Source organism: Mesorhizobium sp. B2-8-5 (assembly GCF_006440675.2).
Lineage (GTDB): Bacteria > Pseudomonadota > Alphaproteobacteria > Rhizobiales > Rhizobiaceae > Mesorhizobium.
Genome location: NZ_CP083951.1, coordinates 63,155 through 87,654, shown reverse-complemented (window position 1 = coordinate 87,654; position 24,500 = coordinate 63,155). Strand labels below are relative to the sequence as shown.

At 64.8% G+C, this 24,500-nt stretch carries 23 protein-coding genes and 1 tRNA gene; 6 read left to right on the top strand and 18 right to left on the bottom strand.

Features of this window, described 5'->3' with window-relative positions:
- Window positions 1-22: 22 nt before the first annotated feature.
- Complete coding sequence (locus FJ430_RS00445) at window positions 23-286, top strand: GCG_CRPN prefix-to-repeats domain-containing protein (protein WP_140702663.1); 264 nt, start codon at window positions 23-25, stop codon at window positions 284-286.
- 358 nt (window positions 287-644) lie between these two features.
- Here FJ430_RS00445 and FJ430_RS00440 read toward each other — a convergent pair whose 3' ends face one another.
- From FJ430_RS00440 to FJ430_RS00400, 9 genes are all read right to left on the bottom strand, one after another.
- Window positions 645-1,883: a DUF1501 domain-containing protein gene (locus FJ430_RS00440; protein ID WP_140702665.1), complete on the bottom strand. Its 1,239-nt coding sequence runs from the start codon at window positions 1,881-1,883 to the stop codon at window positions 645-647.
- A gap of 19 nt (window positions 1,884-1,902) precedes the next feature.
- Complete coding sequence (locus FJ430_RS00435; RefSeq protein ID WP_226892027.1) at window positions 1,903-3,360, bottom strand: DUF1800 domain-containing protein; 1,458 nt, start codon at window positions 3,358-3,360, stop codon at window positions 1,903-1,905.
- Between the two features lie 97 nt (window positions 3,361-3,457).
- Entirely contained in the window at window positions 3,458-3,745 is a 288-nt protein-coding gene (locus FJ430_RS00430; protein ID WP_140702669.1) for a GCG_CRPN prefix-to-repeats domain-containing protein, read from the bottom strand.
- Between the two features lie 111 nt (window positions 3,746-3,856).
- Window positions 3,857-4,297 (bottom strand): periplasmic heavy metal sensor, encoded by a 441-nt coding sequence (locus FJ430_RS00425; RefSeq protein ID WP_140702671.1) that lies wholly within the window; start codon window positions 4,295-4,297, stop codon window positions 3,857-3,859.
- Entirely contained in the window at window positions 4,294-4,743 is a 450-nt protein-coding gene (locus FJ430_RS00420) for a hypothetical protein (protein ID WP_140702673.1), read from the bottom strand. Before FJ430_RS00420 ends, FJ430_RS00425 begins: the two co-directional genes overlap by 4 nt.
- Before the next feature lie 74 nt (window positions 4,744-4,817).
- Entirely contained in the window at window positions 4,818-5,357 is a 540-nt protein-coding gene (locus tag FJ430_RS00415; protein WP_140702676.1) for an RNA polymerase sigma factor, read from the bottom strand.
- 45 nt (window positions 5,358-5,402) lie between these two features.
- Window positions 5,403-5,834: an EF-hand domain-containing protein gene (locus FJ430_RS00410; RefSeq protein ID WP_140702679.1), complete on the bottom strand. Its 432-nt coding sequence runs from the start codon at window positions 5,832-5,834 to the stop codon at window positions 5,403-5,405.
- A gap of 157 nt (window positions 5,835-5,991) precedes the next feature.
- On the bottom strand, window positions 5,992-6,123 hold the full coding sequence (locus FJ430_RS00405) for a hypothetical protein (protein WP_264296071.1): 132 nt from the start codon (window positions 6,121-6,123) through the stop codon (window positions 5,992-5,994).
- 610 nt (window positions 6,124-6,733) lie between these two features.
- Window positions 6,734-6,809: transfer RNA gene (locus FJ430_RS00400), tRNA-Thr, on the bottom strand.
- A 337-nt stretch (window positions 6,810-7,146) separates the two neighbouring features.
- Here FJ430_RS00400 and FJ430_RS00395 point away from each other — a divergent pair.
- Window positions 7,147-8,343 carry a hypothetical protein gene (locus FJ430_RS00395; RefSeq protein WP_140702684.1) on the top strand — a complete coding sequence of 399 codons (1,197 nt, stop codon included), beginning with the start codon at window positions 7,147-7,149 and terminating at the stop codon, window positions 8,341-8,343.
- A 48-nt stretch (window positions 8,344-8,391) separates the two neighbouring features.
- Here the strand turns inward: FJ430_RS00395 and FJ430_RS00390 are convergent, their stop codons facing one another.
- Both FJ430_RS00390 and FJ430_RS00385 read right to left on the bottom strand, forming a co-directional pair.
- Window positions 8,392-9,993 (bottom strand): cisplatin damage response ATP-dependent DNA ligase, encoded by a 1,602-nt coding sequence (locus FJ430_RS00390; RefSeq protein ID WP_140702686.1) that lies wholly within the window; start codon window positions 9,991-9,993, stop codon window positions 8,392-8,394.
- A gap of 241 nt (window positions 9,994-10,234) precedes the next feature.
- Window positions 10,235-11,245, bottom strand: a complete 1,011-nt coding sequence (locus tag FJ430_RS00385) for a ligase-associated DNA damage response exonuclease (protein ID WP_140702872.1) — start codon at window positions 11,243-11,245, stop codon at window positions 10,235-10,237.
- A 230-nt stretch (window positions 11,246-11,475) separates the two neighbouring features.
- On the opposite strand from FJ430_RS00385, the gene FJ430_RS00380 reads away from it, so the two are divergent.
- Both FJ430_RS00380 and FJ430_RS00375 read left to right on the top strand, forming a co-directional pair.
- Window positions 11,476-12,420: a methyltransferase domain-containing protein gene (locus FJ430_RS00380; RefSeq protein ID WP_140702688.1), complete on the top strand. Its 945-nt coding sequence runs from the start codon at window positions 11,476-11,478 to the stop codon at window positions 12,418-12,420.
- A 74-nt stretch (window positions 12,421-12,494) separates the two neighbouring features.
- Window positions 12,495-12,869: a hypothetical protein gene (locus FJ430_RS00375; RefSeq protein WP_140656100.1), complete on the top strand. Its 375-nt coding sequence runs from the start codon at window positions 12,495-12,497 to the stop codon at window positions 12,867-12,869.
- A gap of 207 nt (window positions 12,870-13,076) precedes the next feature.
- Here FJ430_RS00375 and FJ430_RS00370 read toward each other — a convergent pair whose 3' ends face one another.
- The 7 genes from FJ430_RS00370 to FJ430_RS00340 all read right to left on the bottom strand — a co-directional run bounded on the left by FJ430_RS00370 (window position 13,077) and on the right by FJ430_RS00340 (window position 22,525).
- The gene (locus FJ430_RS00370; protein ID WP_140702690.1) at window positions 13,077-14,018 is read right to left on the bottom strand and encodes a 2-hydroxyacid dehydrogenase; all 942 of its coding nucleotides are present in this window, start codon (window positions 14,016-14,018) and stop codon (window positions 13,077-13,079) included.
- A 40-nt stretch (window positions 14,019-14,058) separates the two neighbouring features.
- Window positions 14,059-15,687, bottom strand: a complete 1,629-nt coding sequence (locus FJ430_RS00365; protein WP_140702692.1) for an ABC transporter ATP-binding protein — start codon at window positions 15,685-15,687, stop codon at window positions 14,059-14,061.
- Window positions 15,684-16,823, bottom strand: coding sequence for an ABC transporter permease (locus FJ430_RS00360; protein ID WP_140702696.1), 1,140 nt, complete (start codon window positions 16,821-16,823; stop codon window positions 15,684-15,686). Before FJ430_RS00360 ends, FJ430_RS00365 begins: the two co-directional genes overlap by 4 nt.
- On the bottom strand, window positions 16,823-17,917 hold the full coding sequence (locus FJ430_RS00355) for a microcin C ABC transporter permease YejB (protein ID WP_140702698.1): 1,095 nt from the start codon (window positions 17,915-17,917) through the stop codon (window positions 16,823-16,825). Before FJ430_RS00355 ends, FJ430_RS00360 begins: the two co-directional genes overlap by 1 nt.
- Before the next feature lie 30 nt (window positions 17,918-17,947).
- Window positions 17,948-19,825, bottom strand: a complete 1,878-nt coding sequence (locus FJ430_RS00350) for an extracellular solute-binding protein (protein WP_140702700.1) — start codon at window positions 19,823-19,825, stop codon at window positions 17,948-17,950.
- On the bottom strand, window positions 19,825-21,705 hold the full coding sequence (locus tag FJ430_RS00345; protein ID WP_140702702.1) for an extracellular solute-binding protein: 1,881 nt from the start codon (window positions 21,703-21,705) through the stop codon (window positions 19,825-19,827). The genes FJ430_RS00350 and FJ430_RS00345 overlap by 1 nt, the downstream gene beginning before the upstream one ends.
- A gap of 157 nt (window positions 21,706-21,862) precedes the next feature.
- Window positions 21,863-22,525 carry a c-type cytochrome gene (locus FJ430_RS00340; RefSeq protein WP_140656124.1) on the bottom strand — a complete coding sequence of 221 codons (663 nt, stop codon included), beginning with the start codon at window positions 22,523-22,525 and terminating at the stop codon, window positions 21,863-21,865.
- Window positions 22,526-22,717: 192 nt separating this feature from the next.
- Between FJ430_RS00340 and FJ430_RS00335 the strand changes: the two genes are divergently transcribed.
- Both FJ430_RS00335 and FJ430_RS00330 read left to right on the top strand, forming a co-directional pair.
- Window positions 22,718-23,446 carry a 3-deoxy-manno-octulosonate cytidylyltransferase gene (locus FJ430_RS00335; protein ID WP_140702704.1) on the top strand — a complete coding sequence of 243 codons (729 nt, stop codon included), beginning with the start codon at window positions 22,718-22,720 and terminating at the stop codon, window positions 23,444-23,446.
- A 10-nt stretch (window positions 23,447-23,456) separates the two neighbouring features.
- Window positions 23,457-24,320, top strand: coding sequence for a prephenate dehydratase (locus FJ430_RS00330; RefSeq protein WP_140702706.1), 864 nt, complete (start codon window positions 23,457-23,459; stop codon window positions 24,318-24,320).
- Window positions 24,321-24,500 lie beyond the last annotated feature (180 nt).

Here is a 24,500-nt window from a genome sequence, read left to right as displayed (position 1 = left end):
GGATGAATCACGGAGACAACGCATGTTCGCAAAGTATTTTCTACCCATCGCCATTGCCGCCGGCACGTTGATGCTGTCCGGCGTCGGCTCGCAGGCGATGCCGATGGCCAAGCCAGGTGCTTCGCCGCTGCCGATCGAAACGGTCGGCTGGCGCTGCGGTCCCGGCTGGCACGCGAGCCGTTGGGGCAATTGCGTGCCCAACGGCCGCCGGTTCATCCGGCCGGTGCGCCATTGGCATCCCGGGTTCTGGGCGCACCACCGCTGGCACCCCGGCTATTGGAACTGATGATCCGTCGAGAGGATCGCGGTCGATGCCCGCGCTGGCAACGGCGCGGGCGTTTTTTGTTGAGTTACATGCGCGAGGGTCATGTCGGTGGAACGTCGCGCCAGCGTTGGTGATTGGCCGAGGCTCCTCAGCCTCGTCATCCACGGGCGGAGCAAGGAGCGAAGCGACGCAGCGCAGACCCGAGGATCCATTCCGTGACGTTCAGGCGTTGCCACGGTTCAGAATTCTGCTCCGCAGCACCCACGATCAAAGTCACGGAATGGATCCTCGGGTCTCCGCGTCCGCTTCGCTCCCGCTCCGCCCGTGGATGACGAACTGACTGGCGCCGCCAGCCTATCGCTGACCGCAAACTCACGACTCACGCCACCAGATCCCGCATCGGCTTCACCGCCGCCGACTCTGGAAACACCTTGTCGCCAAGCACCGCCGCCGACAGCCCGAACTGGTCGGCAAGCAGACCCTTCAGCACCGCGCGCACATCGCTGGTCGGCGCCAGGTCGCGGCCTTCGTAGAGCTGCGCCGGCTTAAGTCCCGGCCAGTCGGCGATGACGCGACCGCCCTTGATCGCGCCGCCGGCGAGCAGCACCACCGTGCCGGTGCCGTGGTCGGTGCCAACCGTGCCGTTGATGCGGGCCGTGCGGCCGAATTCGGTGATGGCGACGACAGCCGTGTCGCGCCAACGCTCGCCAAGCCCCTTCTCGAATTCCTCGAAGGCGCCGTCGAGGCCGCCGAGCAGATTGGCGAGCCGCCCTGTGGCGCCGCCTTCGTTGACATGCGTGTCCCAGCCGTCGAAGGCGAGCGCGGCGATGCGAGGCCCGTCATCGGCCGCCATCAGCCGCGCCGCGCCTTGCGCCGATTGCCGCATGCCGACGGCATTGTCGAGGCCGCCCTTTGGCTTCATCGTCTTGCCGTCGAGCTGATCGCCCAGCGCCATCCGGTCGGCGTCGAGCCCTTTCTGCAGAGCTGCCGCCAGCACAGGATCGCGATGGTTGTAGAGGTCGAGCACGCGTTCAGCCAAGGCGTCGCCCGGCGTCGGCAGCGTCTGCGGCGCCCAGCCGAGCACCGGGGCGCCGCCGCGGATCACCAGCGGCGTCGAAGGCCCGACCGCCAGCCCACCGAGCTTTGCCACGCGCTCGCCCGCCGGCAGGCTGGCCAACGCCCGGTTGAGCCAGCCGGTGGTGGCGTTGCCGGGACCGGGCAGGCCGCTTTCCAGCACGTCCTGGCCGTCGAAATGCGAGCGGTCGCGATAACCGGTCGCCGCCGCATGCACCACCGCAGCCTGGCCCGCTTTGAACAGGCGCGCAAACACCGGCATTGCCGGGTTGACGGCGAAGAAACCGTCGAGCGGCAATGCCGGGTTGGCGCCTGAGAGCGAAAGCGCGATATCGCCATGCAGGCCGGCATAGTCCGGATCGCCAACCGGACCGACGGTCGACAACCCGTCCAGCGCGCCGCGCAGCACGATGACGATCAGGCGCGGGTCGCGATTCTCGGCCGCGCGCGCGAAGCGCGGCAGATAGGCCCAGGCAAACAGCGCGCCGCCGGTCATCAGCACCGCGCGCCGGGACAGGCTGGGGGTTTCGCAAAGAAGGCTCATGGCCGCATCTCCATCACTGTTACCGGCGCTGAAATTCCGGCGCCATCAACAGCAGCGCCAGGCCTTGCTGCCTGGACTCCGCGCGGGAAATCGCCTGCCGCGTCTCGGCCGAGACGGAGGTGCCGATCAGCGACGCCAGCATCTCGTCTGGATCGCCGATATCGTCCGCCTGCTTCGCCGCCTGCCAGGCGATGTCCAGTCGCGTCTTGAGGCCCTCGGCGGAAACCCATGCGTCCGTCCGGTCGGAAAAGCCGTTCGGCCCCGGCGGTCGCCACAACGGTTCGCCGAGCACGCTCAGCCAGCGGAGCGATCGTTGCGGTTCGTTGCCGGCGGTAGCGCCGACCGCCCGCCGCAGCGCCACGACATAGTCCAAGGGCGAGCGCAGCTTCGTGAGCGGCGTCGACCAGGTTTCGGGCATGTCGATCAGCGTCAACGCGATCGCGCGCAGGTCGCCGTCGGTCTTGGTGAAGGCCGCGGCCAGGCGAGCGACCGCCGCCGGCGGCGGATCGTCCGCGATGAAGTGACGGGCAAGCTTGCTGGCAATGTGCTGCGCGGTGGCCGTATGGCGGGCAATGTCGTTGAGCGCCGCCTCCGCCTGGCCCATGCCGCCCTCGGCATAGGTCTTGCCGAGCAGCACCGCCTGGCCCGGCTGATGCGCATTGGCGTTGAAGACGAAGCTTCCCGGCTCCCCCAGCCGCCCCTCGCGCCCGGCCATCGTCCAGCCGGTCAGCATGGCGGCGAAACTGGTGACGTCGGCCTGAGTATAGCCGCTGCCGACGCCCAGCGTGTGCAGCTCCAGGATCTCGCGGGCGAGGTTCTCGTTGAGACCGCGTCCGCGCTGCTTGCCGGCGCGGGAATCGGGGCCGATGGACTGCCGGTTGTCGAGGTAAAACAGCATCGCGGGATGATGCTCGACGGCCAGCAGCATGTCGGCGAAGCGGCCGAGCACGAAGGGCCGGATCGCCTCGCGCTCGAAGGCGCCGGCGCTGGCCCGCACGACCGGTGCCTTGGCGACGGAAACGCAGAAATGGTTCGACCAGAAGCCGACCAGGCGCTCTACGAAGCCGGGCGTCGCAGTGAGCGCCTTGTCGAACCGGGCCTGCGCTTCGTCGCGATAGATATCGGCCTCGACACGCGGCACCATGGGTTTGGCTTTTGCCACGGCCGGGCCGACTGGATCATCCGTTGCCATCGGCTGAATAGCGGCGGCCGCCGTCTCGTCCCGCGCCGCCTTGCGCTCCATGGCTGCCGCCATGCTGGCCTGGATCGCCGCGGTGCCGTCCAGCAACCCGGTATTACGCGGATCGTCGGGGGAAATGAGCGCGATGTCCTGCTGTTTGAGCTCAGCCTCGAGGTAGCCACGCGGATCGGCGGCGATCTTGCCGAGCTCGTCGCCGGGTTTCGCGCCGAGGCCGAACCGGTTGAGCGCCACCAGGGCGGGGTCCGGCGAGACGGAATTTGCAAACGGTGCGGCCAACGAAGCCTCCGTTGGACCCGACGCCGATCGCGTCGGTTTCATGGATCATCGGGAATCCCCGCGATGCCGGCCGCAGCACAGGCATCGTGAAGGGTTGTTACCAGCGGCGCCAGTGGTGCCAGCGGTGGTAAGGATGCCAGACCGGGCCGATATAGACGCGCGGTCCGCCCCAGTAATAATAGCCGGGATAGATCACGCGGCGATTGGGCACGCAGCGGCCCCAGTGGTTGGGATGCCAGCCCGGACCGCAGCCCCAGGCGACGTGCTCTATCATTGCGGGCGCCGGCGCAACCGGTGCGATCGGCATCGCCGAGGCGGCGCTTGCGGCCGCCGTTCCGCCGATGGCGAGCGCGGCCGCAAGCGAATACTTCGTCAGACTGTTCATGGGATACTCCCGAGAGTTTCGAGGTTGAAGAGAACCTGCCCGCCGCCAAGGCGGTCGCAGGCCTGTCCCTCTTTCCCTTGAACGGGGCGTGCTCGCCCTTTCCGTCGCTGCCTATGGCGATTTTTTTGCGGGTGGCTGCCTGCCGGCACGCCGAAGCAGGGCGTCGGCCAGCAGCCGGCGGTCTTCCGGCGAGCCCGATGCGGCGAACTCGATGATGCGTTGCTCGAGCCGGGTGCGCACGGTGACATCGGCATTGCGCGCGCGCTCCAGGGCGGCGGCAAGCGCGTTGGTGTCGAGAGCCGGCTGTTGCAGGAGGTTCGCCGCCTCACGCCGCGCGGCCTGGCCGTCGAGGATCACGTCGCGGGACTCGCGGCGAACCTCGCGCAACGCCTGGCGGAAGATCTTGCGATCGGCGGCAGGCAACCGGCCGCCGGCCGATTCCAGCGAATAGCCCGGATTCGACTTGCCGATCAGCCAGCCGGCGCCGCCCGCCACCGCGCCGATCAGAAAAACATTCAGCACCAGCGATGCCGCGACAAGACGGGGGCTCATAGGTCTTCCTCGTAAGGATCGGCGTCGGGACCGACATCGCCGAACGACGTCGCGTTGGCATCCATCACATAATGGTCGGGCTGCATATCTGGGTTGACGACGGTCACCAGCGCCAGGCCGGCCACGGCGCCGGCCAGCCCGACACCGGCAAGCCCGAAGCCCAGCCACCAGAACCGGCGGTGGCGGCCCTGCCTGACCTCGGTCGCGGCGCGGGCGACAATGGCGCGATGGAGCGCCGGGCCGGATGCTTCGACGCGATGCCGGTCGAGCATGGCGTCGAGCCTGCCGGCGCGCGCCAGGATGGCCTGGCCCTCCTCGGTATCGGCAAACAACATGGCGGCGGCCTGCTCGGCCGGCGGCCAGCGGTGCAATGCGCCGCCATAGGCGTCCGCCAGTGCGGCGAAGCGCCTGGCATCCATCGGCCCGTTTGCGGTCTTCTCAGCCATCTCGTTCCCCCTTCCACCGTTTTGACGTGGCCCCCCACGCCGCAGTCCTCAAAATTCGCAGTCCCTTCGAAGTCTCAGTCATCGCCATCTCCCGCGAGCATGGCCTGCAGAGCGCGCCGGCCGCGCGCGAGCAGGCTTTCCAGCGCGTCGACGCTGACCTGCATGGCGCCGGCGGCCTCGATGTTGGACAGCTCCTGATAATACACCAGCACGATCGCCTCGCGCTGGCGCGGCGCGATGCGCTGCAGCGCCTGGTTGACCCTGCGCTCTTCGTCGCCCGCCATTGCATCTGGAAGCGGCGCTTCATCGGCCACCTCCGGCAACTCGTCCGTCGTCCATTCGCGCCGGCGCCGCAGCCGGTCGTAGCAGAGATTGAGCGCGACGCGGTGGATCCAGGTGTCGAAGCGCGCCTGCCCCTGGCGCCAGCCCGAGGCGTGGCGCCAGATGCGCACGAAGGTTTCCTGGGCGACGTCCTCGGCCTCCGCCGCGTCGCCGAGCATCCGGGCGGCCAGGGCCAGGATGCGCGGCAGCTTGCGCGCCACCATCGCCTGCACGGCGGCGGGGTCGCCGGCGCCGATGCGGCGTACCAGCTCCTCGTCCGGATCGGCGCCCATCAACCGGGGCGCTCGCGACTGTCATTGTGCGGCATAGCCTCTTGGTCATTGCTCCTGATTGGGAGCGGATTTGTGGCCCGGCCTCTCGTCGGCGCTAAGCACGCCGTCGCTATTCTTGTCGAGCCTGGCGAAGCGCTTGGCGAGGAAGGCGTCGACCTCGCCCTTGTCGACGAAGCCGTCCTTGTTGGTGTCCATGCGCGCGAAGGATTTGGCCGGATCGCCCTTGGCCTTGCGGGCGGTCTGGAAAGCGGTCCATTCGGCGAGGCTGACCTTGCCGTCATTGTCGGTGTCGGCCCGCATGAACGCCTTTTCCCGGCGTGCTTCGAACTTTTCCAGGGTGAGGCCGGACTTGTCCGTGGCGGCAGCCGAGCTGCTCGGCGCCGTCTGGGCCGGGGCAGGGGGCGGCGTCGTTGTCTGGGCGACCGCGGCCGCGGTCTGCAGGCCAAGGGCAACGACAAATATCGTGGGGCGGATCATGCTCTCGTCTCCGGTGGGGCGCGGCCATTGGCGGCCACGCTTCAGCCATTGAACGCGAGACAGAGCAAAATCCGTCGGTCCTTTTTCGACCGGACAACAAGCCTACCGGATCCGACGCAGCCGGACCGAAGGATTCCTAAGGGGTAGGAGGCGACGACTATCTCGGGTGGTCGACGGCCACCAGCTGGTCCGGCTTGAAGCCGGCATGCTGCGGCGTCCAGACGTCGCCTTCGCGGTTGAACCAGTGGCACAGATACGTGCCTGAGGCCGCGCCGTCGCTGATTGTCATTCCCGGGCCTCCGGATTTCAGCCTGACGACGTCTCCGGTCTTGAAACTGTTGGGCATTTCGACCTCCCATGCTGACAAATGGAGTTTCCCACCAACATCGATTCCCGACAATGGCCGAGATGCGCCGATCACGTGGTGCAGGGGGAAGGCGTGGAAAACTGGTGCCGCTAGCGTGATCCGCGAGGCAGCACTGTCATATCAAGGCTTTTGAGCTCCACTGATTGGCTGCCTTCTCCGCCCGGGAGGACGATCATGGACCTTTCTTCCGACAATTTGCGGCATGGGCGCACAGGTGGAAGCCCGGCTCGCTTTTTGTGGTTAGGATTTGAGGTCAGCAAGCCGGGCTATGCGCCGACCGATGGGCGGGGGGCTTGGGGTTATCAGCCGGCGCGATCGCGAGACTGTCTGATTTGCCTGCCAGCCCACAATCGACTGAGGTCCGTCCTGCCAAACGCATTGGTCCGAAAGGACCAAAGATATAGCCCCTTATTCCGTTGGGGCAGCTTGCCCGCCGATGGTCTTTTGTTACCTGCCCCCATTGCCCACGGTTAACGGGCAGACCGCTCAAACGCTCGGCCTCCGTTAACAGTTTGGTTCTCGTGGAGAAACTTGGTGCCGCTTGCGTGACTCGAACACGCGACCCCATCATTACGAATGATGTGCTCTACCAACTGAGCTAAAGCGGCCCGGGAAGCGTCAGGCTTCCAGAATGGGCTGGGTGATAGACTCAACCGCTCGCTAATTCAAGATGGGCAGCGGTGAATTCCGGCCTCGTTGGCGGCAATTCCGATCTAGGGTTACCGCGCAACGGGCGCAGGCGCGGCCCGTGGCGGCGTGCGGGCCGCACGTCCTTCGCACCTGGCTGGCCGGCGCGACCGCGCCGGTGGTGACGAAAAATGTTGATTCTTAAACAAAAAATGCCGAAATGGCTTTGGCCGGCAAGGCAGCCGCTCGCCGTTGATCGATTGGTCGTCTGCGGCTGACGATCAGACAACCGTGAGCGAACGCGCAGAGGGAGCTCGCTTGGACCCCATCGAGAAAGCGATCCGCAATGCCTTCGAGAAAGGCAATGCCGAGGACCGGGCGTTCCGCGAGAAGGTCTATCGATCGGCCTTTGCCGCGCTCGACCGTGTCCTGCAGGCCAATCCGAACGTCACGGTCGAGGCCGCCATCAGCCGCCGCAAGGCGGTGCAGGCCAAGATCGCCGAGATCGAATCGGAGTTCCTGCCGGCCGTGCCCGATGTGACGCTGCCGCCGGAAAACGTCGCCTCGGCCGGCAATGGCGCGCCGGATCCCCGCGTCGAAGCGCCGGCCGTGTCGGCCGCGCCGTCGGTCGACGCGCCGCTGCCGCCATCGCAATCCGCGCCCTCGCCCTCGATCACCGTCGACGGCCCGGTGCAGCCCGATGCTTCGGACCAGCCGCGCTCACGCGTGCTGCCGCGCGTGCCCGACATCATGCCGGACGAGACGGCGCTTCCCGACGCGCCGTCGCTCGACGATTCGCCGGGCGCTCCCGTCGGCAACGGCGCTGAGGTCGCGCCCGACCGCGACGAGCGGCGCATCAGGGGGCGGCGCCTGCCGCTGACCGCGATCTTCGTCGTCGCGACGCTGCTCGCGGCCGCCGGCATCGGCCTCTATTTCGCCAAGCAGACCGGCGTCTTCAAGACGGCGGCCGAGCTCGACACCGGCCCGCCGGAACCGACGCCGACGCTGGACGACGAGGATTCCACGCCGCCGGCCGAACCCGGCTCGCCGCAGAAGCCGGGCGAGGCCGACCAGTCGAAGAACTGGATCAACGTCTTCTCGCCGGCCGATCCGACCCGTGTCAGCACGCCGTCCGACGCCGCCGCCGAGGTGATGAAGGACGACACCGGCCAGTTCCTGCGCATCCGCTCGGGCGCGTCGGGTTCGGCCATCGCCTTCGATGTCGGCCAGGGCGTGCTGGAGAAGCTTGCCGGCAAGCACGCTATGTTCGACATCGTCGCCCGCTCGGAAGAAGGCAAGGAGACGCAGATATCGGTCGATTGCAATTTCGGCGATTTCGGCGATTGCGGCCGCAAGCGCTACGCCGTCGGCCACGAGCGCAACGAATATCTGTTCGACGTGCAGTTCCCGGACAAGCATCCGGGCGCGGCCGGCACCATCGCGGTCAACTCCGACTTCGACCAGAAGGGCAAGTCCGTCGATATCTACGAGATCCGCGTTTCGATCGCGGAGTGATCGCGCCGCTCTGTCTGCAGGCGCCGGCGCGCCGGCGAGGGGTCGTCCCTAGCCGTCCAGCAGCGCCTGCAGCGTTTCGATGCGATCGGCTTCCGCGGCCGGCTTGTCCCAGCGCAACCGCGAGATGCGGGGAAAGCGCATCGCGATGCCCGATTTGTGGCGGGTCGAGCGGTTGAGGCCTTCGAACGCCACCTCCAGCACCAGGCCGTTCCCGCGGTCGGCGCGCACCGAGCGCACCGGCCCGAAACGCTCGATCGTGTTGTCGCGCACATATTTGTCGATCTCTCTCAACTCCTCGTCGGTGAAGCCGAAATAGGCTTTGCCGACCGGCACCAGCTCTTCCGAACCCCTGGGGCCGGACCAGACGCCGAACGTGTAGTCGGAATAGAAGCTGGAGCGCTTGCCGTGGCCGCGCTGCGCATACATCAGCACCGCGTCGATGGTGTGCGGATCGCGCTTCCATTTGAACCAGGGGCCCTTCGGCCGGCCTGCAAGGTAGGGCGAATCCCAGCGCTTCAGCATCACCCCTTCGATGATCGGATGCGGCGGCGCCTGGCGCAGCCGCTCCAGCGTCTCCCAGTCGGAGAACGCGACAAAGGGCGAGAGATCGAAGCGGCTGGGATCGAGCGTCCCGACGAAGGCTTCGAGGCGCTTGCGGCGCTCGCCGAAGGGCAGCGCGCGCAGATCCTCGCCGTCGATCTGCAGCGCGTCGTAGCAGCGCATGAAGGCCGGATATTGCTGCTGGATCTTCGGCGAGACGCTCTTGCGGTTCAGCCGCTGCTGCAGGTCGGAAAAGGTTCCGGTCGCCTCGCGCGGGTCGCCGACCAGCAGCTCGCCGTCCAGCGCCGCTTCGAAATTCATGGCCGCGGCGAGGTCCGGGAAGGCGCCGGACACGTCATCGCTGGTGCGCGAATAGAGCCTGCGCACGCCGCCTTCGCACACTGCCTGCACGCGGATGCCGTCCCACTTCCATTCCGCCGCATAATCGGCCGGATCGAGTTTTTCGAGGTCGTTGTCGCCAACGGCATTGGAAAGCATCGCCGGCCGGAACAGCGCGAGTGCGGCGCTCCTCGGCTTTTCCGCCCGGCCCTCCAGCCAGGCGAACAGCTCGGTGTAGGGCGGCGCCAGACCGTGCCAGAGCTCCTCGATCTCGGCTACGTCGACTTGGCCGAGGTCGGCCAGCGCCTGCTTGGCGAGCCGCGCCGACACGCCGATGCGCAGGCCGCCAGTGACCAGCTTGATGATGGCGAAGCGCGCCGAGATGCTGGCGTCGTCGAGCAGCCGTGACAGCACCTTCGGCCCGTCGGAACGGCTCGCCGCCTGCAGCCTGCCGACCACCTCGGCAAGCGTCGGCACATGATTGGGGATATGCCCTTGCGGTTGCGGCCAGACCAACGACACGGTCTCGGCGAGGTCGCCGACATAGTCGTAGGAATAGCCAAACAGCACCGGATCCATGCGCTCGACCACCAGCGCGCGCAGCATCGCCGGCTTCACCGCCGCGATGTTGAGATCGCCCGTGATCGCCGCCAGCGCCAGCCCGCGATCGGGGTCCTCGACGCTGCGGAAATAATCGGTGAGCAGCGTCAGCTTGCCGTTGCGCGACGGCGTCAGCACCAGACGGTCGAGGAGCTCGGCGAAGCGGTTCATGGGGATGTGCGCCCCGCCAATGGCGAAAGCCGGCGCGAGGCACCCCCCTCTGGCCTGCCGGCCATCTCCCCCGCACGGGGGGAGATTGGCAGTTTCGGCCCTGCCGCACATCCTGCAATGTCGATGATTGGCGAAAGCCGTCGCGACATCCGATCTCCCCCCTTGCGGGGGAGATGGCCGGCAGGCCAGAGGGGGGTGTGAAGGATCGCGGCGTTGCCAATTCCCGCATCAAGAATCGCCATCAATCGCCCTCGTCCTCATATCCCACCAGATGCAGCGGCCGCGCGGCGATGCCCTCCAGCTCGCACCAGCGCACCAGCGCCTCCTCGCGGCCATGCGTCACCCAGATTTCCTCCGCCCCCGTTTCCTTGATGGTGATGATCAGCTCGTCCCAGTCGGCATGGTCGGAAATGATCAGCGGCAGCTCGACGCCGCCCTGCTTGGCCCGCTGGCGGATGCGCATCCAGCCCGAGGCGAAGCAGGAGATCGGGTCCGGAAAACGCCGCGCCCAGCGGTCGGCGAAGGCCGACGGCGGTCCGACGACGATGGCGCCGGCGAAATCGGCCTTGCTGCCGCTCTCCACGGTTCCCGGCTCGAGCCTGCCGAGATCGATGCCCTGACTCTGATAATATTCGCTGAGCTTGGCCAGCGCGCCGTGGATATAGATCGGCCTGTCATAGCCGGCGTCGCGCAACAGCCGCATCACGCGCTGCGCCTTGCCGAGCGCATAGGCGCCGATCAAATGCGAGCGTTCGGGAAACTGCGCCGCCGATTTGAGCACGCGCGCGATCTCCTCATGGTCGGGCGGATGCCGGAACACCGGCAGGCCGAAGGTCGCTTCGGTGATGAAAACATCGCAGCGGACAGGCTCGAACGGCAGGCAGGTCGCGTCCTTCTGCCGCTTGTAGTCGCCGGAGGCGACGATGCGCATGCCCCCATGCTCGACGCAGATCTGCGCCGAGCCCAACACATGCCCGGCCGGATGGAAGGTGACGGCGACGCCGTTGATGTCGATCGTCTGACCGAGAGTTGCCGCTTGCGTCGTTCCGGCGAAATCCTCGCCATAGCGCAGTCCCATGATGTCGAGCGTCTCTTGCGTCGCAAGCACCGAGCGGTGGCCGGATCGCGCATGGTCGGAGTGGCCGTGCGTGATCAGAGCCCGCTCGACGGGCCGCACCGGATCGATGAAGAAATCGCCGGGCGGGCAGTAGAGGCCCTCCGGCCGGGATTTGAGCAGGTCGCTGGCGCGCATGGCTTTGAACATAGTAGCTAAATTTGCCGCGGGAAGCCCGTTGCAAGAGACTGCTGACTCGTCCTGGATCCCAATCGCGTTTCGTTGAAACGCCATCACGATCCAGCTCTTTGTTGGAGCAAGATCTCTCTCCGAAAACCGGTTCCCACTTTTTGCTTCGCTGACCTTTGGTTCGGGATCATGCTATGGAGCCAGCCGCCGGCCCGCCTCGCCGGTGGGATCCTTCACGAATGAAACCGCTCCAGGCCTCGTCGGGCGATTTGAATGCCGACCGTCGCGCCGATTTCGCCGAGATGCTTCTCGCCTCGGGCGAGCCTGCGCAGGCGGCGGAGCTTTTGCTTGGCGCGCTGGAGCTGGCGCCGCGCTGGGCCGCCGGCTGGTTTCGCCTCGGCGAGATGCAGGAAGCGGCCGGCCTGCCCGACCAGGCCGCGCAGGCCTGGGCCATGGCGCTGAAGCTGGAGCCCGCGGATCGCCTTGGCGCCGCGCTCAAGCTTCAGCTGATCGGCAAGGCGGTCGCCGCGGCGGCGCCGCCCAGCGCCTTTGTCGAGACCTTGTTCGATCACTATGCCGACAGTTTCGAGGAATCGCTTGTCGGCAAGCTTGGCTACGGGCTGCCGGATTTTCTCGGGCCCGCCATTGGCAAGGCAAGGCCCGGCCGATTCCGGCTGGCACTCGACCTTGGCTGCGGCACCGGCCTGATGGGCGAAAGGCTGCGCCCTTTCGTCGACCGGCTGGAGGGCTACGACATCTCGGCCGGCATGCTGAGAAAGGCGAGGGCCAAGGGCATCTACGACCGGCTGGCCAAGGCCGACCTTCAGCATTTCTCTCACACCGGCGACAGAGCCGACCTCGTGGTCGCCGCCGACGTGTTCATCTATGTCGGCGCGCTCGACCGGATCGTCGGCGCGGTTGCGAACATGCTTGCCGATGGCGGCATATTCGCCTTTTCGCTCGAGACGCTTGTCGGCGGCGGCGATTTCGCCCTTTTGCCGTCACGGCGTTATGCCCATTCCGAGGCCTATGCGCGGCACGTGCTTTGTGCCAACGGGCTTTCGGTCCTGTCGCTGGAAAGCATGGTTATCCGTCACGACCGGCGCGATCCCGTCGAGGGCCTGGCCATCGTGGCTGGCTTCCCTGCTACAGCTACCGAGGCGGGGAATCCGGCAACGGCATGAGGTCGACCTTGCTGCGAAAAAGCCTGAATGGCATGGTCCGGGTTGCGCGGGGCGGATACCACGAGGAGATATCCATGCGCTGGATCATGATTGCGTTGGCGTCCTGCCTGGCGGTGGCCGGATGTGTCGGCGGCACGTCGATGGCCGAGCGTCAGGACGAGGACGTCCAATCCTCATTGCAGTATGACGATGTGCCTTGCGATCAATTGCTGGCGCAGCGCAATCAACTGGCGCAGCAGAACAATCTGCCTGTCACCGCCAAGCCGAGCTTCTCCAATCCGGCGATGGGCTTTGGCCCGTTCACGCCGGACATGCGCTCCAAGGCTTCGCGCGACAGCAACAAGGCGAGCGGCGAGATCGACGCCATGAACCGCTCGATCGACCGCCGCGACTGCGGCAAGCCGAAGAAGAAGGAGACATTCGGGCTGCCGGGCTCGAAGCCTTCCTGACATTCGATATTCCGCTTTGCGATCGGTCGGGTCGTCGAGCATTGTGTTTGAAGGCCGCTATGAATCTCTCGGATCTCGGCAACCGCATCTGCATCCTGGCACCGTCCAACAGCGACAAGTCCGCTCTTGCCAATGCGATCGCGCGCAAGCGCGGCTTGGATCGCTTGGATCAGCTCTTTGCTTCCGCGATCGGAATTTGTCTCCCAACTAATATCCGGCCTCTCTGTCGACCAGGTTGTCCAGTCTTTCGCCGCGCTCGAAGGCGGCCATCTGGCGAAGCATGATCGGTACCAGATGGGCCGGGTCCGAGGTCGCCGCCGCATGCGGCGTGACGAACACTTTCGGGTGGCTCCATAACGGGCTGGTCTTCGGCAGCGGCTCGACTTCGAACACGTCGAGGCTTGCTTCCTTCAGCGTGCCGTCGTCCAGCGCGCGCACGATGTCGGCGTCCTTCTGCAGCCGTCCGCGCCCGGCATTGATCAGCACCGCGCCGCCAAGCCCGTTACGCCGGCGCAGTTCCTTGAGCAGTCCGTAATTGACGATGCCCTGGGTCTGCGGCGTGAGCGGCAAGAGCACAACCAGGATATCGGTGGCGTTGAGGAAGGGGATCAGCCCCGCCTCGCCGGCATAGGTCGAAACGCCCTTCATCCCCCGCTCGCTGCGCGACCAGCCATTGACGGCGAAACCGAGCGAAAGCAGCACCGAAGCCGCGGCGCGGCCGAGATGGCCGAGGCCCATGATGCCGACGGAGATGTCGCTGGCCGGCCGTTGCGGCGGCTCGTGCCAGGTTTTCTTCGCCTGCTGGCCGCGGTAGAGCATGCTCTGGCGGTGATGGTCGAGCACTCGCCATACGACATATTCGGTCATGTATTGGGTGAGATTGTCGGCGACGATCCTGACGATAGGCACGTCTGGCAGGCCGGGATCGGCAAAGATGTGGTCGACGCCGGCGCCGATCGAAAAGATGACGCGCAGATTGGGCAGCGACTTGAGAAGGTTGGGCTTCTGCTTCCACACCACCGCATAGGTGATCGACGGATCGTTGGCGCCGTTTGGCTCCAGCACGACCTCGCGCTCGGCCGAGAGCAACTCATGCCAGCGCTGCGGGTGGATGCCCGTGAGGGCAAGCAGGACTTTGCCTTTTTCCATTTGCGGATTTTTCTTCCCTGTTTCGCCGGTGCGGGTCCGATTACTCGCTGACCACGCCGGTCGGTGCCGTCTCGATCTTGAAGGCTGCCGCCATCAGCGCCCGCGTATAGTCGGTTTGCGGGCTGCTGAAAATCTGTGCGGAAGGTCCCGCCTCGACGATCTGGCCATTGCGCATGACGATGACGTCATTGGCAAGGGCGCGGACCACCTTGAGGTCGTGGCTGATGAAGAGATAGGCGAGATTGTGCTTAGCCTGAAGGCCGCGCAGAAGGTCGACCACTTGCGCCTGCACGCTCATGTCGAGCGCCGAGGTCGGCTCGTCGAGCATAACGAAGCGCGGGTTGAGCACCATGGCGCGGGCGATGGCGACACGCTGGCGCTGGCCCCCGGAAAACTCGTGTGGGTAGCGGTGGCGCGTCTCGGGATCGAGGCCGACCTCTTTCAGCACGGCGACCACCTTGTCGTCGCGCTGGTCGGCCGAGAGCTTCGGCTCGTGAATCTTCAACCCTTCCTCGATGATCTCCGAGACCGACAGGCGCGGGCTGAGCGATCCGAACGGATCCTGGAAGACGATCTGCAGTTCGCGCCGCAGCGGCCGCATGGCGCTGAAGGAGAGCTGGTTGATGTCGCGTCCGTTGAAATTGATCGTGCCGGTCGAGGAGATCATCCGGGCGAGCGCTAAGCCCAGCGTCGTCTTGCCCGAGCCGGATTCGCCGACGACGCCCAGCGTCTGGCCGGCGCGCACCGTGACGTCGATGCCGTCCACCGCCTTCACATGGTCGACGGTCTTGCGGAAGAAACCTCGTCTGATCGGGAACCAGACCTTGATGTCCTTGCCGGTCATGACGGATTTGGCGCCAGGGTCGGCCGCGGGCGGCTTGCCCTTCGGCTCTGCTGCCAGCAGATGCTTTGTATAGTCATGCCGCGGATTGGCGAAGATTTCCCCGGTCGGGCCGCTCTCGACGATCTTGCCCTTGGTCATGACACAGACGCGGTCGGCGATCCTGCGCACGATGCCGAGATCGTGTGTGATGAACAGCAGCGACATGCCCTTGCGGGCTTTGAGCTTCGCCAGCAATTCGAGGATCTGCGCCTGCACGGTGACGTCGAGCGCCGTCGTCGGCTCGTCGGCGATCAGAAGCTGCGGCTCGTTGGCCAAAGCCATGGCGATCATGACGCGCTGGCGCTGGCCGCCGGAGAGCTGGTGCGGATAGGCGTCGAGGCGTTTCTGCGGATCGCGAATGCCGACCTCGTTGAGCAGCTCCAGCGTGCGGGAGCGGGCGGCTTGATCGCGCATGCCCTGATGCAGCTGCAGCACCTCGACGATCTGCTGCTCGATCGTGTGCAGCGGGTTGAGCGAGGTCATCGGCTCCTGGAAGATCATGGTGATCTTGTTGCCGCGCACGCCGCGCAACGCCTTCTCGTTCATGGCGAGCAGGTCGGCGCCGCTGAACAGGATCTTGCCCGAGGGATGGCTGGCGGCGGGATAGGGAAGGAGCTTCAACACCGACAGCGCCGAGACCGATTTGCCCGACCCGGATTCGCCGACCAGGGCAACCGTCTCGCCCTTGGCGATGTCGAATGAGATATGGTCGACGGCGATCGATTGCTTGCCGCCCTGCGCGAAGGCGACGCTCAGATCTTGGACGGACAGCAGGGCTTCGCTCATTTGAACGTCTTGCGCGGATCGAAAGCATCGCGTGTCGCCTCGCCGATGAAGACCAGCAGCGACAGCATCAGCGAAATGACGATGAAGCCGGAGATGCCGAGCCAGGGAGCGTTGAGGTTGCGCTGCGCCTGTTTCAGCAGTTCGCCGAGCGAGGCCGAGCCGGGCGGTAGGCCGAAGCCGAGATAGTCGAGCGAGGTCAGCGTCGAGATGGAGCCCGAGAGCAGGAAGGGCAGGAAGGTCAGCGTCGCCACCATGGCGTTCGGCAACAAGTGCCGGAACATGATGGTGAGGTTCGGCACGCCGAGCGCCCGCGCCGCGTTGACATATTCGAAGTTGCGCGCGCGCAGGAATTCAGCCCGCACCACGCCGACCAGCGCCACCCAGGAGAACAGCAGCATCAGGCTGAGCAGGATGAAGAAGCCCGGCGGCAGGATGGCCGAGACGATCAGCAGGAGGTAGAGCACCGGGATCGCCGACCAGATTTCGATGAAACGCTGGAAGAGAAGGTCGGTCCAGCCGCCGAAATAACCCTGCACCGCGCCGGCCGCGACGCCGATCAGCGACGAGCCGAGCGTCAGGATCAGGCCGAACAGAACCGAGATGCGGAAGCCGTAGAGCACGCGCGCCAGCACGTCGCGCGCCTGGTCGTCGGTGCCCAGCCAGTTCCAGTTGCCGACGACGCAGTTCTCGTCGGCCTCTCCCTTCGGGTACTGACTGCAGCGCGTCTTCTTGTCGTAAAGCCAGGACGGTTTTGCCGGTGCCGGTTCCGGAATGGCGTTGTTGACCGTCTGGTAGGAGTAGCGAACCGGCGGCCAGATCATCCAGCCATTGGAATTGATCTCGTCCTGGATCACCGGATCGCGATAATCGGTGACGGCGTAGAAACCGCCGAACTTCTCTTCCGGATAGGCGACCAGAACCGGAAACAGGATCTCGCCCTTGTATGAGACGACGATCGGCTTGTCGTTGGCGATCAGCTCGGAAAACAGCGACAGCACGAACAGCAAAAGGAAGATCCAGAGCGACCAGTAGCCGCGCCGGTTGGCCTTGAAATTCTGCAACCGCCTCTGGTTGAGCGGCGACAGAAATGGCCTGCGAGGCCGCGCCGGCGCGCTTTCGATCGCGGCCTCGGCCATCAGATGTCTCTCCGCTCGAAGTCGATGCGCGGATCGACCCGGGTGTAGATCAGGTCTGACAAAAGTCCGACGAACAGACCAAGCAGCGAGAAGATGTAGAGGGTGGCGAACACCACCGGATAGTCGCGGTCGATCACCGACTTGAAGCCGAGCAGGCCGAGGCCGTCGAGCGAGAAGATGTTCTCGATCAGCAGCGAGCCGGTGAAGAAGGCCGAGATGAAGGCGCCAGGGAAGCCGGCAATCACGATCAGCATGGCGTTTCGAAAGACGTGGCCGTAGAGCACCTTGTGCTCCGACAGCCCCTTGGCGCGCGCCGTCACCACATATTGCTTGCGGATTTCTTCAAGGAAGGAGTTCTTGGTGAGAAGGGTGGTCGTCGCGAAAGCCGAAAGCACGAGCGCCGTCAGCGGCAGCGTCATGTGCCAGAAATAGTCGGCGATCTTGCCCGGCCACGACAGCTGGTCCCAATTGTCCGAAACGATACCGCGCAGCGGAAACCAGTCCCAGAACGAGCCGCCCGCGAACAGCACCATGAGCATGATGCCGAACAGGAAGCCTGGAATGGCATAGCCGACGATGACGACGCCGCTGGTCCATACGTCGAAGGTCGAGCCGTCCTTCACCGCCTTGCGGATACCGAGCGGAATCGAGATCAGGTAGGATAAAAGCGTGATCCACAGGCCGATGGAGATGGAGACGGGCATCTTCTCCAGGATCAGGTTCAGCACCGAGATATCGCGGAAATAGCTATCGCCGAAATCGAAGCGGCTATAGTTCCACAGCATCATACCGAAGCGCTCGAGCGGCGGCTTGTCGAAGCCGAACTGCTTTTCCAGCTTCTTGATGAATTCGGGATCGAGCCCCTGCGCGCCGCGGTATTTCGAGCCGACATCGCCGGCCACGTCGAAATTGGCGCCACCGGCGTCGCCGCCACCGCTGCCGAGGCGGTCGTTACCGCCCTGGTTGGTCAGCCGTGCAATCACCTGCTCGACAGGGCCGCCCGGCGCGAACTGGATGACCGCGAAGGAAATCGCCATGATGCCGAACAGCGTCGGGATCATGAGAAGAATGCGGCGCAGGATATAGGCGCCCATCAGGCGACGGGCCCCGCGCGAACAGTGATGTCAGGCCTTGCCAATCTTTGCCGCCTTGCCCTTGTCGACCCACCACAGCGCCTCGACCGGAAAGCCGAAATCGGGTTTCTGTTCGGGGAAGCCGAACATGTCCCAATAGGCGCTTCGGTGATTCGCCAGATACCAACTTGGAATCCAATCGCGCCGCGCGCGCAAGGCCCGGTCCAAGACGCGCATGGCGGTGGTCAGGCTTTCACGGTCCTTGGCGGCGCCGACGGCATCGATCAACGCATCGATGGCCGGGCTTGCAATGCCCGACAGGTTGCGCGAGCCCGATACGGCGGCGCTGCGCGAGTGGAAGAAAATTTCCAGATCGTCGCGGGTCGGCGTGGCGCTGAAATTGAAGGCGGCCGAGAGCAGGTCGAAATCGAATGTCGATTGCCTGAGCTGGTACTGTGCCGAATCCACCAGGCGGATCGAGGCATCGATGCCGATGGCTTTCATGTTGGCGACCCAGGGCGAATAGACCTGCACGAAGGTCTCGTCGTCGACCAGGAATTCGGCGGACAGCCGCCCGCCCTTGTCATTGACCACGAAGTCGCCGGAGCGCTTCCAGCCCGCCTGAGCGAGCAATTTCAGCGCCGCGCTCAGTTGCTTGCGGTCCCGCCCTGAACCGTCTGACGGCGGTTGCGTCACCGCTTCGCCGAAGGTCTCCGGTGGCAACTCGTCGCGCAGCGGTTCAAGCAGCGCCAGCTCCTGCGGCGTTGGCATGCCCGAGGCCCGGAAGTCGGATTTCTCGAAGCAGGATTGCGAGCGCTCATAGGAACCATAGAAGAAGTTGCGCCGCGTCCATTCGAAATCGAAGCAGAGCGCGATCGCCTGCCGCACGCGCGGATCCTTGAATTGCTCCCGCCGCTGGTTGACCGCGGTGGCCTGCATGGAAGGCGTGGTTTCGGCCGGGAACTCATGCTTGATCACCTTGCCGGCGGTGAAGGCTGGAAAGTCGTAGGCCGTTGCCCAGACGCGCGACGTGAATTCCTCGCGGTAGAGGATCTCGCCCTTCTTGAAAGCCTCGAACCCGGCCGTCCGGTCCTGGTAGAATTCGATGCGGATGCGCCCGAAATTGTTCTGGCCGCGATTGACCGGCAGGTCGTTGCCCCAGTAGTCGGCCACGCGCTCATATTCGATCCAGGCGCCCGCCGACCAGCGCCCGACCTTATAGGCGCTAGAGCCGAGCGGCGGATTGAGCTGCGAGGAATCGAACGGGTTGGCTGTAAAGAAGGCCTTCGAAAGGATCGGAAAACCGACCACGTTGAGGATGGTGCGGGCCGACTGCTTGCCGGAGAATTTGAGCTCGACCGTGTGGGCGTCCTTCGCCGCCGCGTCCTCCAGATGCGTCAGCGACAGCGCGTAGTCCGGATGCCCTTTGTCTTTCAGCAGCTTGAAGGTGAAGGCGACATCGTCGGCGGTGAGCGGCGAGCCGTCATGGAAACGTGCCTGCGGGCGCAGCGAGAATGTGAAGCCGTTGCGGTCGTCGGAGATTGTGACACCGTCGGCGATCAGTCCATAGACCGCGTCTGGCTCGTCGAGTGCCCGCACCATCAAGGAATCGAAGCACATTTCCATGCGCTGCGGAGAATCGCCCTTGGCGACGAATGAGTTCAGCGTGTTGAAGGTCTGCGGGCTCTGGTTGGCGCCCCAGTTCGGCGGCGAGAAGTTGAAGATGCCGCCTTGCGGCGCATCGACATCGACATAGTCGAAATGGGTGAAATCGGGCTTGTATTTGAGGTCGCCGAAGGCCGACAGGCCGTGCAGCTTGACACCGGCCGGGGTGTCGGCAAAGGCCCGGCCGGGCAGCAGGGCGGCGGCTGTGGCCGCGGCGCCGAGCGCCAGGAAGTCGCGGCGAGGAAGCAAAATCCGCCGCCCCATCAATTGAGGCCCTTGTACTTGGCGGCCAGCGCCTTTTCCTTCGCGGGGTCGATCCACCAGGAATCGATATCGGCGCCGCGGTAGCTTGGCTGCTTTTCCGGCATGCCGAACTTGTTCCAATAGGCAAGCCACACCACCGCGCGGTAGAATTGCGGGACCACATAGTAGTTCCACAACAACACCCGATCGAGCGCGTGGGTGGCCGCGACGAGGTCGTCGCGATCGGTCGCGAAGATGATGTGGTCGACCAATGCGTCGACAACCGGGTCCTTGATGCCGGAATAATTGCGCGATCCGGGCGCGTCGGCGGCCTTCGAGCTCCAGAAATCGCGCTGTTCGTTGCCCGGCGATTCCGACTGCTGCAGCAGGTTGGTGATGACGTCGTAGTCGAAATTGTTGACGCGGTTGACGTATTGGCTGGGATCGATGATCCGCAGCGTCGCATCGACGCCGATCTTGCGCAGGTTAGCGATATAATTGCCTGAGAGGATCTGGTCCGTGTCGGACGTGCCGAGGATCTCGAATTTGAACGGCGCGCCGGTCTTGGCGTTCACCATCTTGCCGCCCTTGATCACCCAGCCCGCCTGGGCGAAGAGGTCCACCGCCTGCTTCAGATACTTCCGTTCCGCCTGCGGCGAGTCATAGACCGGCAGCTTGAATTCCTGGGTGAACAATTCAGGCGGCAGCTTGTCTCGATACTTCTCCAGGATCTCGAGCTCCTTGCCTTGCGGCAACCCGCTCGACGCCAATTCGGTGCCCTGGAAATAACTTTTGGTGCGCGTGTTGGAATTGAAGAACAGCGTGCGGTTCATCGTCTCGAAATCGTAAGGATAGGTCAGCGCTTCGCGCACGCGGCGATCCTGGAACAGCGGCCGGCGCTGGTTGAGCATGAAAGCCTGCATCGGCTCCGGCGAGGTGGTCTTGAATTCCTTCTTGATCACGTCGCCGGCGCTGATGGCGGGAAAATTATAGGCCGTGGCCCAACGTCTCGAGCTGTTTTCCGGCTTGATGTCGTCCAGCCCGCCCTTGGTGAAGGCCTGCCAGGCGGCGTTGTCGTCCAGTATGTAGGTAAAGCGCTGGGTGTCGAAATTCTCCCGGCCGACCTTCACCGGCAGCTTGGCGCCCCAATAATCCGGCACGCGCTGCCAGACGATCTCCGAGCCCGGCTTGAAGCTGGCGATCTTATAGGCGGCGGAGCCCAGCGGCGGCTCCAGCGTCGGCCTAGTGATGTCGCGCTTCTTGCCGCTGGCATCGGTGCCTTCCCACCAGTGCTTCGGCAAAACGACGAGATCGCCGAGGATCTTGGGCAGCTCGCGGTTGCCCTTCTGGTTGAAATGGAATTCGACCTCATGGTCGGAGATCGCCACAGCATCGGTGACGTTCTCGAAATAGCGGCTGTATTGTGGGCTGTTGGCCTTGAGCATCTGGAAGGACCAGATCACGTCATCGACGGTGATTGGCTGGCCGTCATGCCATTTTGCCCGCGGATCGAGTCGGTAGGTGGCGGACGAATAGTCGGAAGGGTATTTGTAGGCATCGGCGACCAGTGGGTGGCTGACGCTGCCCTCGTCGGTCGCCTGGTCCATCAGCGTGTCGTAGAGCAGCCCGCCGCCGAAGCCGACCAGCCCCGCGGCCGGCGATCCCTGCACGATATAGGGGTTGAAGCTGTCGAACGTACCGGTGACAACGGAGTTGTAGGTTCCACCTTTCGGCGCATCGGGATTGACGTAGTCGTAACGTTTGAAATTCTCGCCGTATTTTGAAGGCCCGATCAGCGACGACGTCGTGTGCCACTCATCGGCGAAGCCGACCTGCAGGCTGGCGGCGAAGGCGAGCGCGAACGCCGATGCGAAAAGCGTGCGGAAGCGGCCAACCTTCATGCGTTCTCCTCGTCGCGAACTTTGCTCACCCGCAATCTAGATCATTTGACGCCGGTGGGAACCGCAAGTGCCGCCTTTGTCGCCGCCCATGCGGCTTTCCCAACAGAAAAGCCGGGACGAACCCGGCTTTTCCAAGGAAGTCTCTGCGACAAATTGTTTATTGAGCGGGTGCCGCGGGCTTGGCCGGAGCGGCTCCCTCGGCCGGCTTGGCCGGCGCGGCGCCTTCCGCCGGCTTGGCGCCTTCGGCGGGCTTGGCCTCGGCCGAAGCGCCCGGCTGCGGCAGCGGCTTCGGATTGTCCGACAGCGTGCGCAGATAGGCGATCACATTGGCCCGGTCTTCATCCTTCGGCAGACCGGCGAAGCCCATCGCCGTGCCCTTCACGAACTTCTTCGGCGAGGTGATGAAGTGGTTGAGATTGTCGTAGGTCCAGTGCTCCTGGCCGCCTTTCGAAAAATCCTTCATGCCGGCCGAATAGGCGAAGCCTTCATGCTCGGCGACCGGGCGGTCGACGATATCCCAGAGATCCGGGCCGACCTTGTTCGGACCGCCCTTTTCGCCGGAATGGCAGGCCTGGCATTTCTTGAAGATCGCGGCGCCAGCCTCGGCATTGGCGGTGGCGAGCAGGTCGGCGATCGGCTTGGCTTCCGCCGCGGGAGCAGCCGGACCGCCTTCGGTCGGTTCCTGCGCTTCGATGGCGAAGCCGGGCTTTTCGGGCGCCGGCGAGGCGAACAATCCGTCCGAGACGAGGCCTATGGAAAAGACGAGGAAGCAGGTTCCCAGAAATCCGCCGAGCAGCTTGTTGACTTCGTTGGAATCCATACGCCCCTTGCTCCCTTTTCCGGCGGACCGTCCCGTCCACTCCGTCCGTCGGTATCGCGAACTGCCTCGAAAGGCCAGTCAAATCGGGCGGAAACTAGGTCTTTTGCTCAGGCGTTGCAACACCTATAAGGGCGCTTCCAGTGAGACCTTTTGCCACTTTCCATCCGCTTTTTTCGACCGCCCTGAAATCCGATGTCAACCTTGATCCTGATCCCCGCCCGCATGGCCTCGACGCGTCTGCCGGGCAAGCCGCTGGCCGACATTGCGGGCGCGCCGATGATCGTCCATGTCGCCCGCCGGTCCGCCGAGGCCGGGCTTGGCCGCGTGGTGGTGGCGACCGATACCGAAGTCGTCGCGCAAGCCGTGCGGGCGCATGGCTTCGAGGCTGTCATGACCCGCGCGGATCACGAATCGGGCTCCGACCGCATCTTCGAGGCGCTGACCGCCCTCGACCCCGAAAACCAGGTGGAAACGATCGTCAACGTCCAGGGCGACCTGCCGACCATCGATCCCGAGATCATCGGCGCGTCGCTGCGGCCGTTTGAGGACAAATCGGTCGATATCGCCACGCTGGGCGTCGAGATCGTGCGCGACGAGGAGAAGACCAACCAGAACGTGGTCAAGATCGTCGGCTCGCCGCTGTCGGCGACACGGTTGAGAGCGCTCTATTTCACTCGTGCCACCGCGCCCTGGGGCGCGGGGCCGCTCTACCACCACATCGGCCTCTACGCCTATCGCCGTGCGGCGCTGGAACGCTTCGTCGCGCTCAAGCCGTCGCCGCTGGAGCGGCGCGAACGGCTGGAGCAACTGCGCGCGCTGGAAGCCGGCATGCGCATCGACGCCGAGATCGTCAAATCGCTGCCCCTTGGCGTCGACACCCCCGACGACCTGGAGCGGGCGCGAAAAATCCTTTCAAACTGAGACATCCGTGATGGCTGAAAAGACCAACAGAATTTCCTTCCAGGGCGAGCCGGGCGCCAACTCCGACACGGCTTGCCGCAACATGTTCCCGTCGATGGAACCGTTGCCTTGCCCGACCTTCGAGGATGCTTTCAACGCGGTCGAGACCGGCAAGGCCGAACTCGCCATGATCCCGATCGAGAACACGATCGCCGGGCGCGTTGCCGACATCCACCACCTTCTGCCGGAATCGAAGCTGCACATCGTCGGCGAGTATTTCCTGCCGATCCATTTCCAGCTGATGGTGCTGCCGGGGGTGAAGCGCGAAGAGATCAAGACCGTGCACAGCCACATCCATGCGCTCGGCCAGTGCCGCAAATATATCCGCAAGAACGGCTGGAGGCCGGTGATCGCCGGCGACACGGCGGGTTCGGCCAAGATGGTCTCGGAGGTCAGGGACCGCACCATGGCCTCGCTGGCGCCGGCTTTGGCCGCGGAGTTCTATGGGCTCGATATCATCGAGAAGAATGTCGAGGACACCGATTCGAACGTCACCCGCTTCGTCGTGCTGACCAAGAACAAGCAATGGGTGGAGCGTCCCGCGCCGGACGCCAAGATGATGACCACCTTCATCTTCCGTGTCCGCAACGTGCCGGCCGCGCTCTATAAGGCGATGGGCGGCTTCGCCACCAACGGCATCAACATGACCAAGCTCGAAAGCTACCAGCTCGGCGCCTTCACCGCGACGTTGTTTTACGCCGACATCGAGGGCCACCCGGACGATCCGCTGGTCAAGCTGGCGCTCGACGAGTTGCGCTTCTTCTCGCGCGAGATGCGCATCCTGGGTGTTTATCCGGCCAGCGCCTCGCGCGATGAGTGGAAGGTGGCGGATTGACCGGTTAGTCGGAGCTCACGACCTTCGAGATTGGGGGAGCCTTCGCGACTTCGTCATCCACGGGCGGAGCGACGCGAAGCGGAGCGCAGACGCGAGGATCCATTCCGTAACCTTGATCGTAGAGCGCAGCGGAGCAGAATTCTGGACCGTCGCAACGCGTCGAAGTCACGGCATGGATCC

Excerpts from the sequence above, each read along its gene's own strand:
- FJ430_RS00365 (WP_140702692.1), bottom strand. The coding sequence starts at position 15,687 with ATGAGCGAAGCCCTGCTGTCCGTCCAAGATCTGAGCGTCGCCTTCGCG.
- FJ430_RS00420 (WP_140702673.1), bottom strand. The coding sequence starts at position 4,743 with ATGGCTGAGAAGACCGCAAACGGGCCGATGGATGCCAGGCGCTTCGCC.
- FJ430_RS00335 (WP_140702704.1), top strand. The coding sequence starts at position 22,718 with ATGTCAACCTTGATCCTGATCCCCGCCCGCATGGCCTCGACGCGTCTG.
- FJ430_RS00425 (WP_140702671.1), bottom strand. The coding sequence starts at position 4,297 with ATGAGCCCCCGTCTTGTCGCGGCATCGCTGGTGCTGAATGTTTTTCTG.
- FJ430_RS00390 (WP_140702686.1), bottom strand. The coding sequence starts at position 9,993 with ATGAACCGCTTCGCCGAGCTCCTCGACCGTCTGGTGCTGACGCCGTCG.
- FJ430_RS00440 (WP_140702665.1), bottom strand. The coding sequence starts at position 1,883 with ATGAGCCTTCTTTGCGAAACCCCCAGCCTGTCCCGGCGCGCGGTGCTG.
- FJ430_RS00370 (WP_140702690.1), bottom strand. The coding sequence starts at position 14,018 with ATGGAAAAAGGCAAAGTCCTGCTTGCCCTCACGGGCATCCACCCGCAG.
- FJ430_RS00355 (WP_140702698.1), bottom strand. The coding sequence starts at position 17,917 with ATGGGCGCCTATATCCTGCGCCGCATTCTTCTCATGATCCCGACGCTG.
- FJ430_RS00330 (WP_140702706.1), top strand. The coding sequence starts at position 23,457 with ATGGCTGAAAAGACCAACAGAATTTCCTTCCAGGGCGAGCCGGGCGCC.
- FJ430_RS00405 (WP_264296071.1), bottom strand. The coding sequence starts at position 6,123 with ATGACAATCAGCGACGGCGCGGCCTCAGGCACGTATCTGTGCCACTGG.
- FJ430_RS00345 (WP_140702702.1), bottom strand. The coding sequence starts at position 21,705 with ATGAAGGTTGGCCGCTTCCGCACGCTTTTCGCATCGGCGTTCGCGCTC.
- FJ430_RS00340 (WP_140656124.1), bottom strand. The coding sequence starts at position 22,525 with ATGGATTCCAACGAAGTCAACAAGCTGCTCGGCGGATTTCTGGGAACC.
- FJ430_RS00445 (WP_140702663.1), top strand. The coding sequence starts at position 23 with ATGTTCGCAAAGTATTTTCTACCCATCGCCATTGCCGCCGGCACGTTG.
- FJ430_RS00375 (WP_140656100.1), top strand. The coding sequence starts at position 12,495 with ATGCGCTGGATCATGATTGCGTTGGCGTCCTGCCTGGCGGTGGCCGGA.
- FJ430_RS00410 (WP_140702679.1), bottom strand. The coding sequence starts at position 5,834 with ATGATCCGCCCCACGATATTTGTCGTTGCCCTTGGCCTGCAGACCGCG.
- FJ430_RS00350 (WP_140702700.1), bottom strand. The coding sequence starts at position 19,825 with ATGGGGCGGCGGATTTTGCTTCCTCGCCGCGACTTCCTGGCGCTCGGC.
- FJ430_RS00380 (WP_140702688.1), top strand. The coding sequence starts at position 11,476 with ATGAAACCGCTCCAGGCCTCGTCGGGCGATTTGAATGCCGACCGTCGC.
- FJ430_RS00360 (WP_140702696.1), bottom strand. The coding sequence starts at position 16,823 with ATGGCCGAGGCCGCGATCGAAAGCGCGCCGGCGCGGCCTCGCAGGCCA.
- FJ430_RS00415 (WP_140702676.1), bottom strand. The coding sequence starts at position 5,357 with ATGGGCGCCGATCCGGACGAGGAGCTGGTACGCCGCATCGGCGCCGGC.
- FJ430_RS00430 (WP_140702669.1), bottom strand. The coding sequence starts at position 3,745 with ATGAACAGTCTGACGAAGTATTCGCTTGCGGCCGCGCTCGCCATCGGC.
- FJ430_RS00385 (WP_140702872.1), bottom strand. The coding sequence starts at position 11,245 with ATGCGCGCCAGCGACCTGCTCAAATCCCGGCCGGAGGGCCTCTACTGC.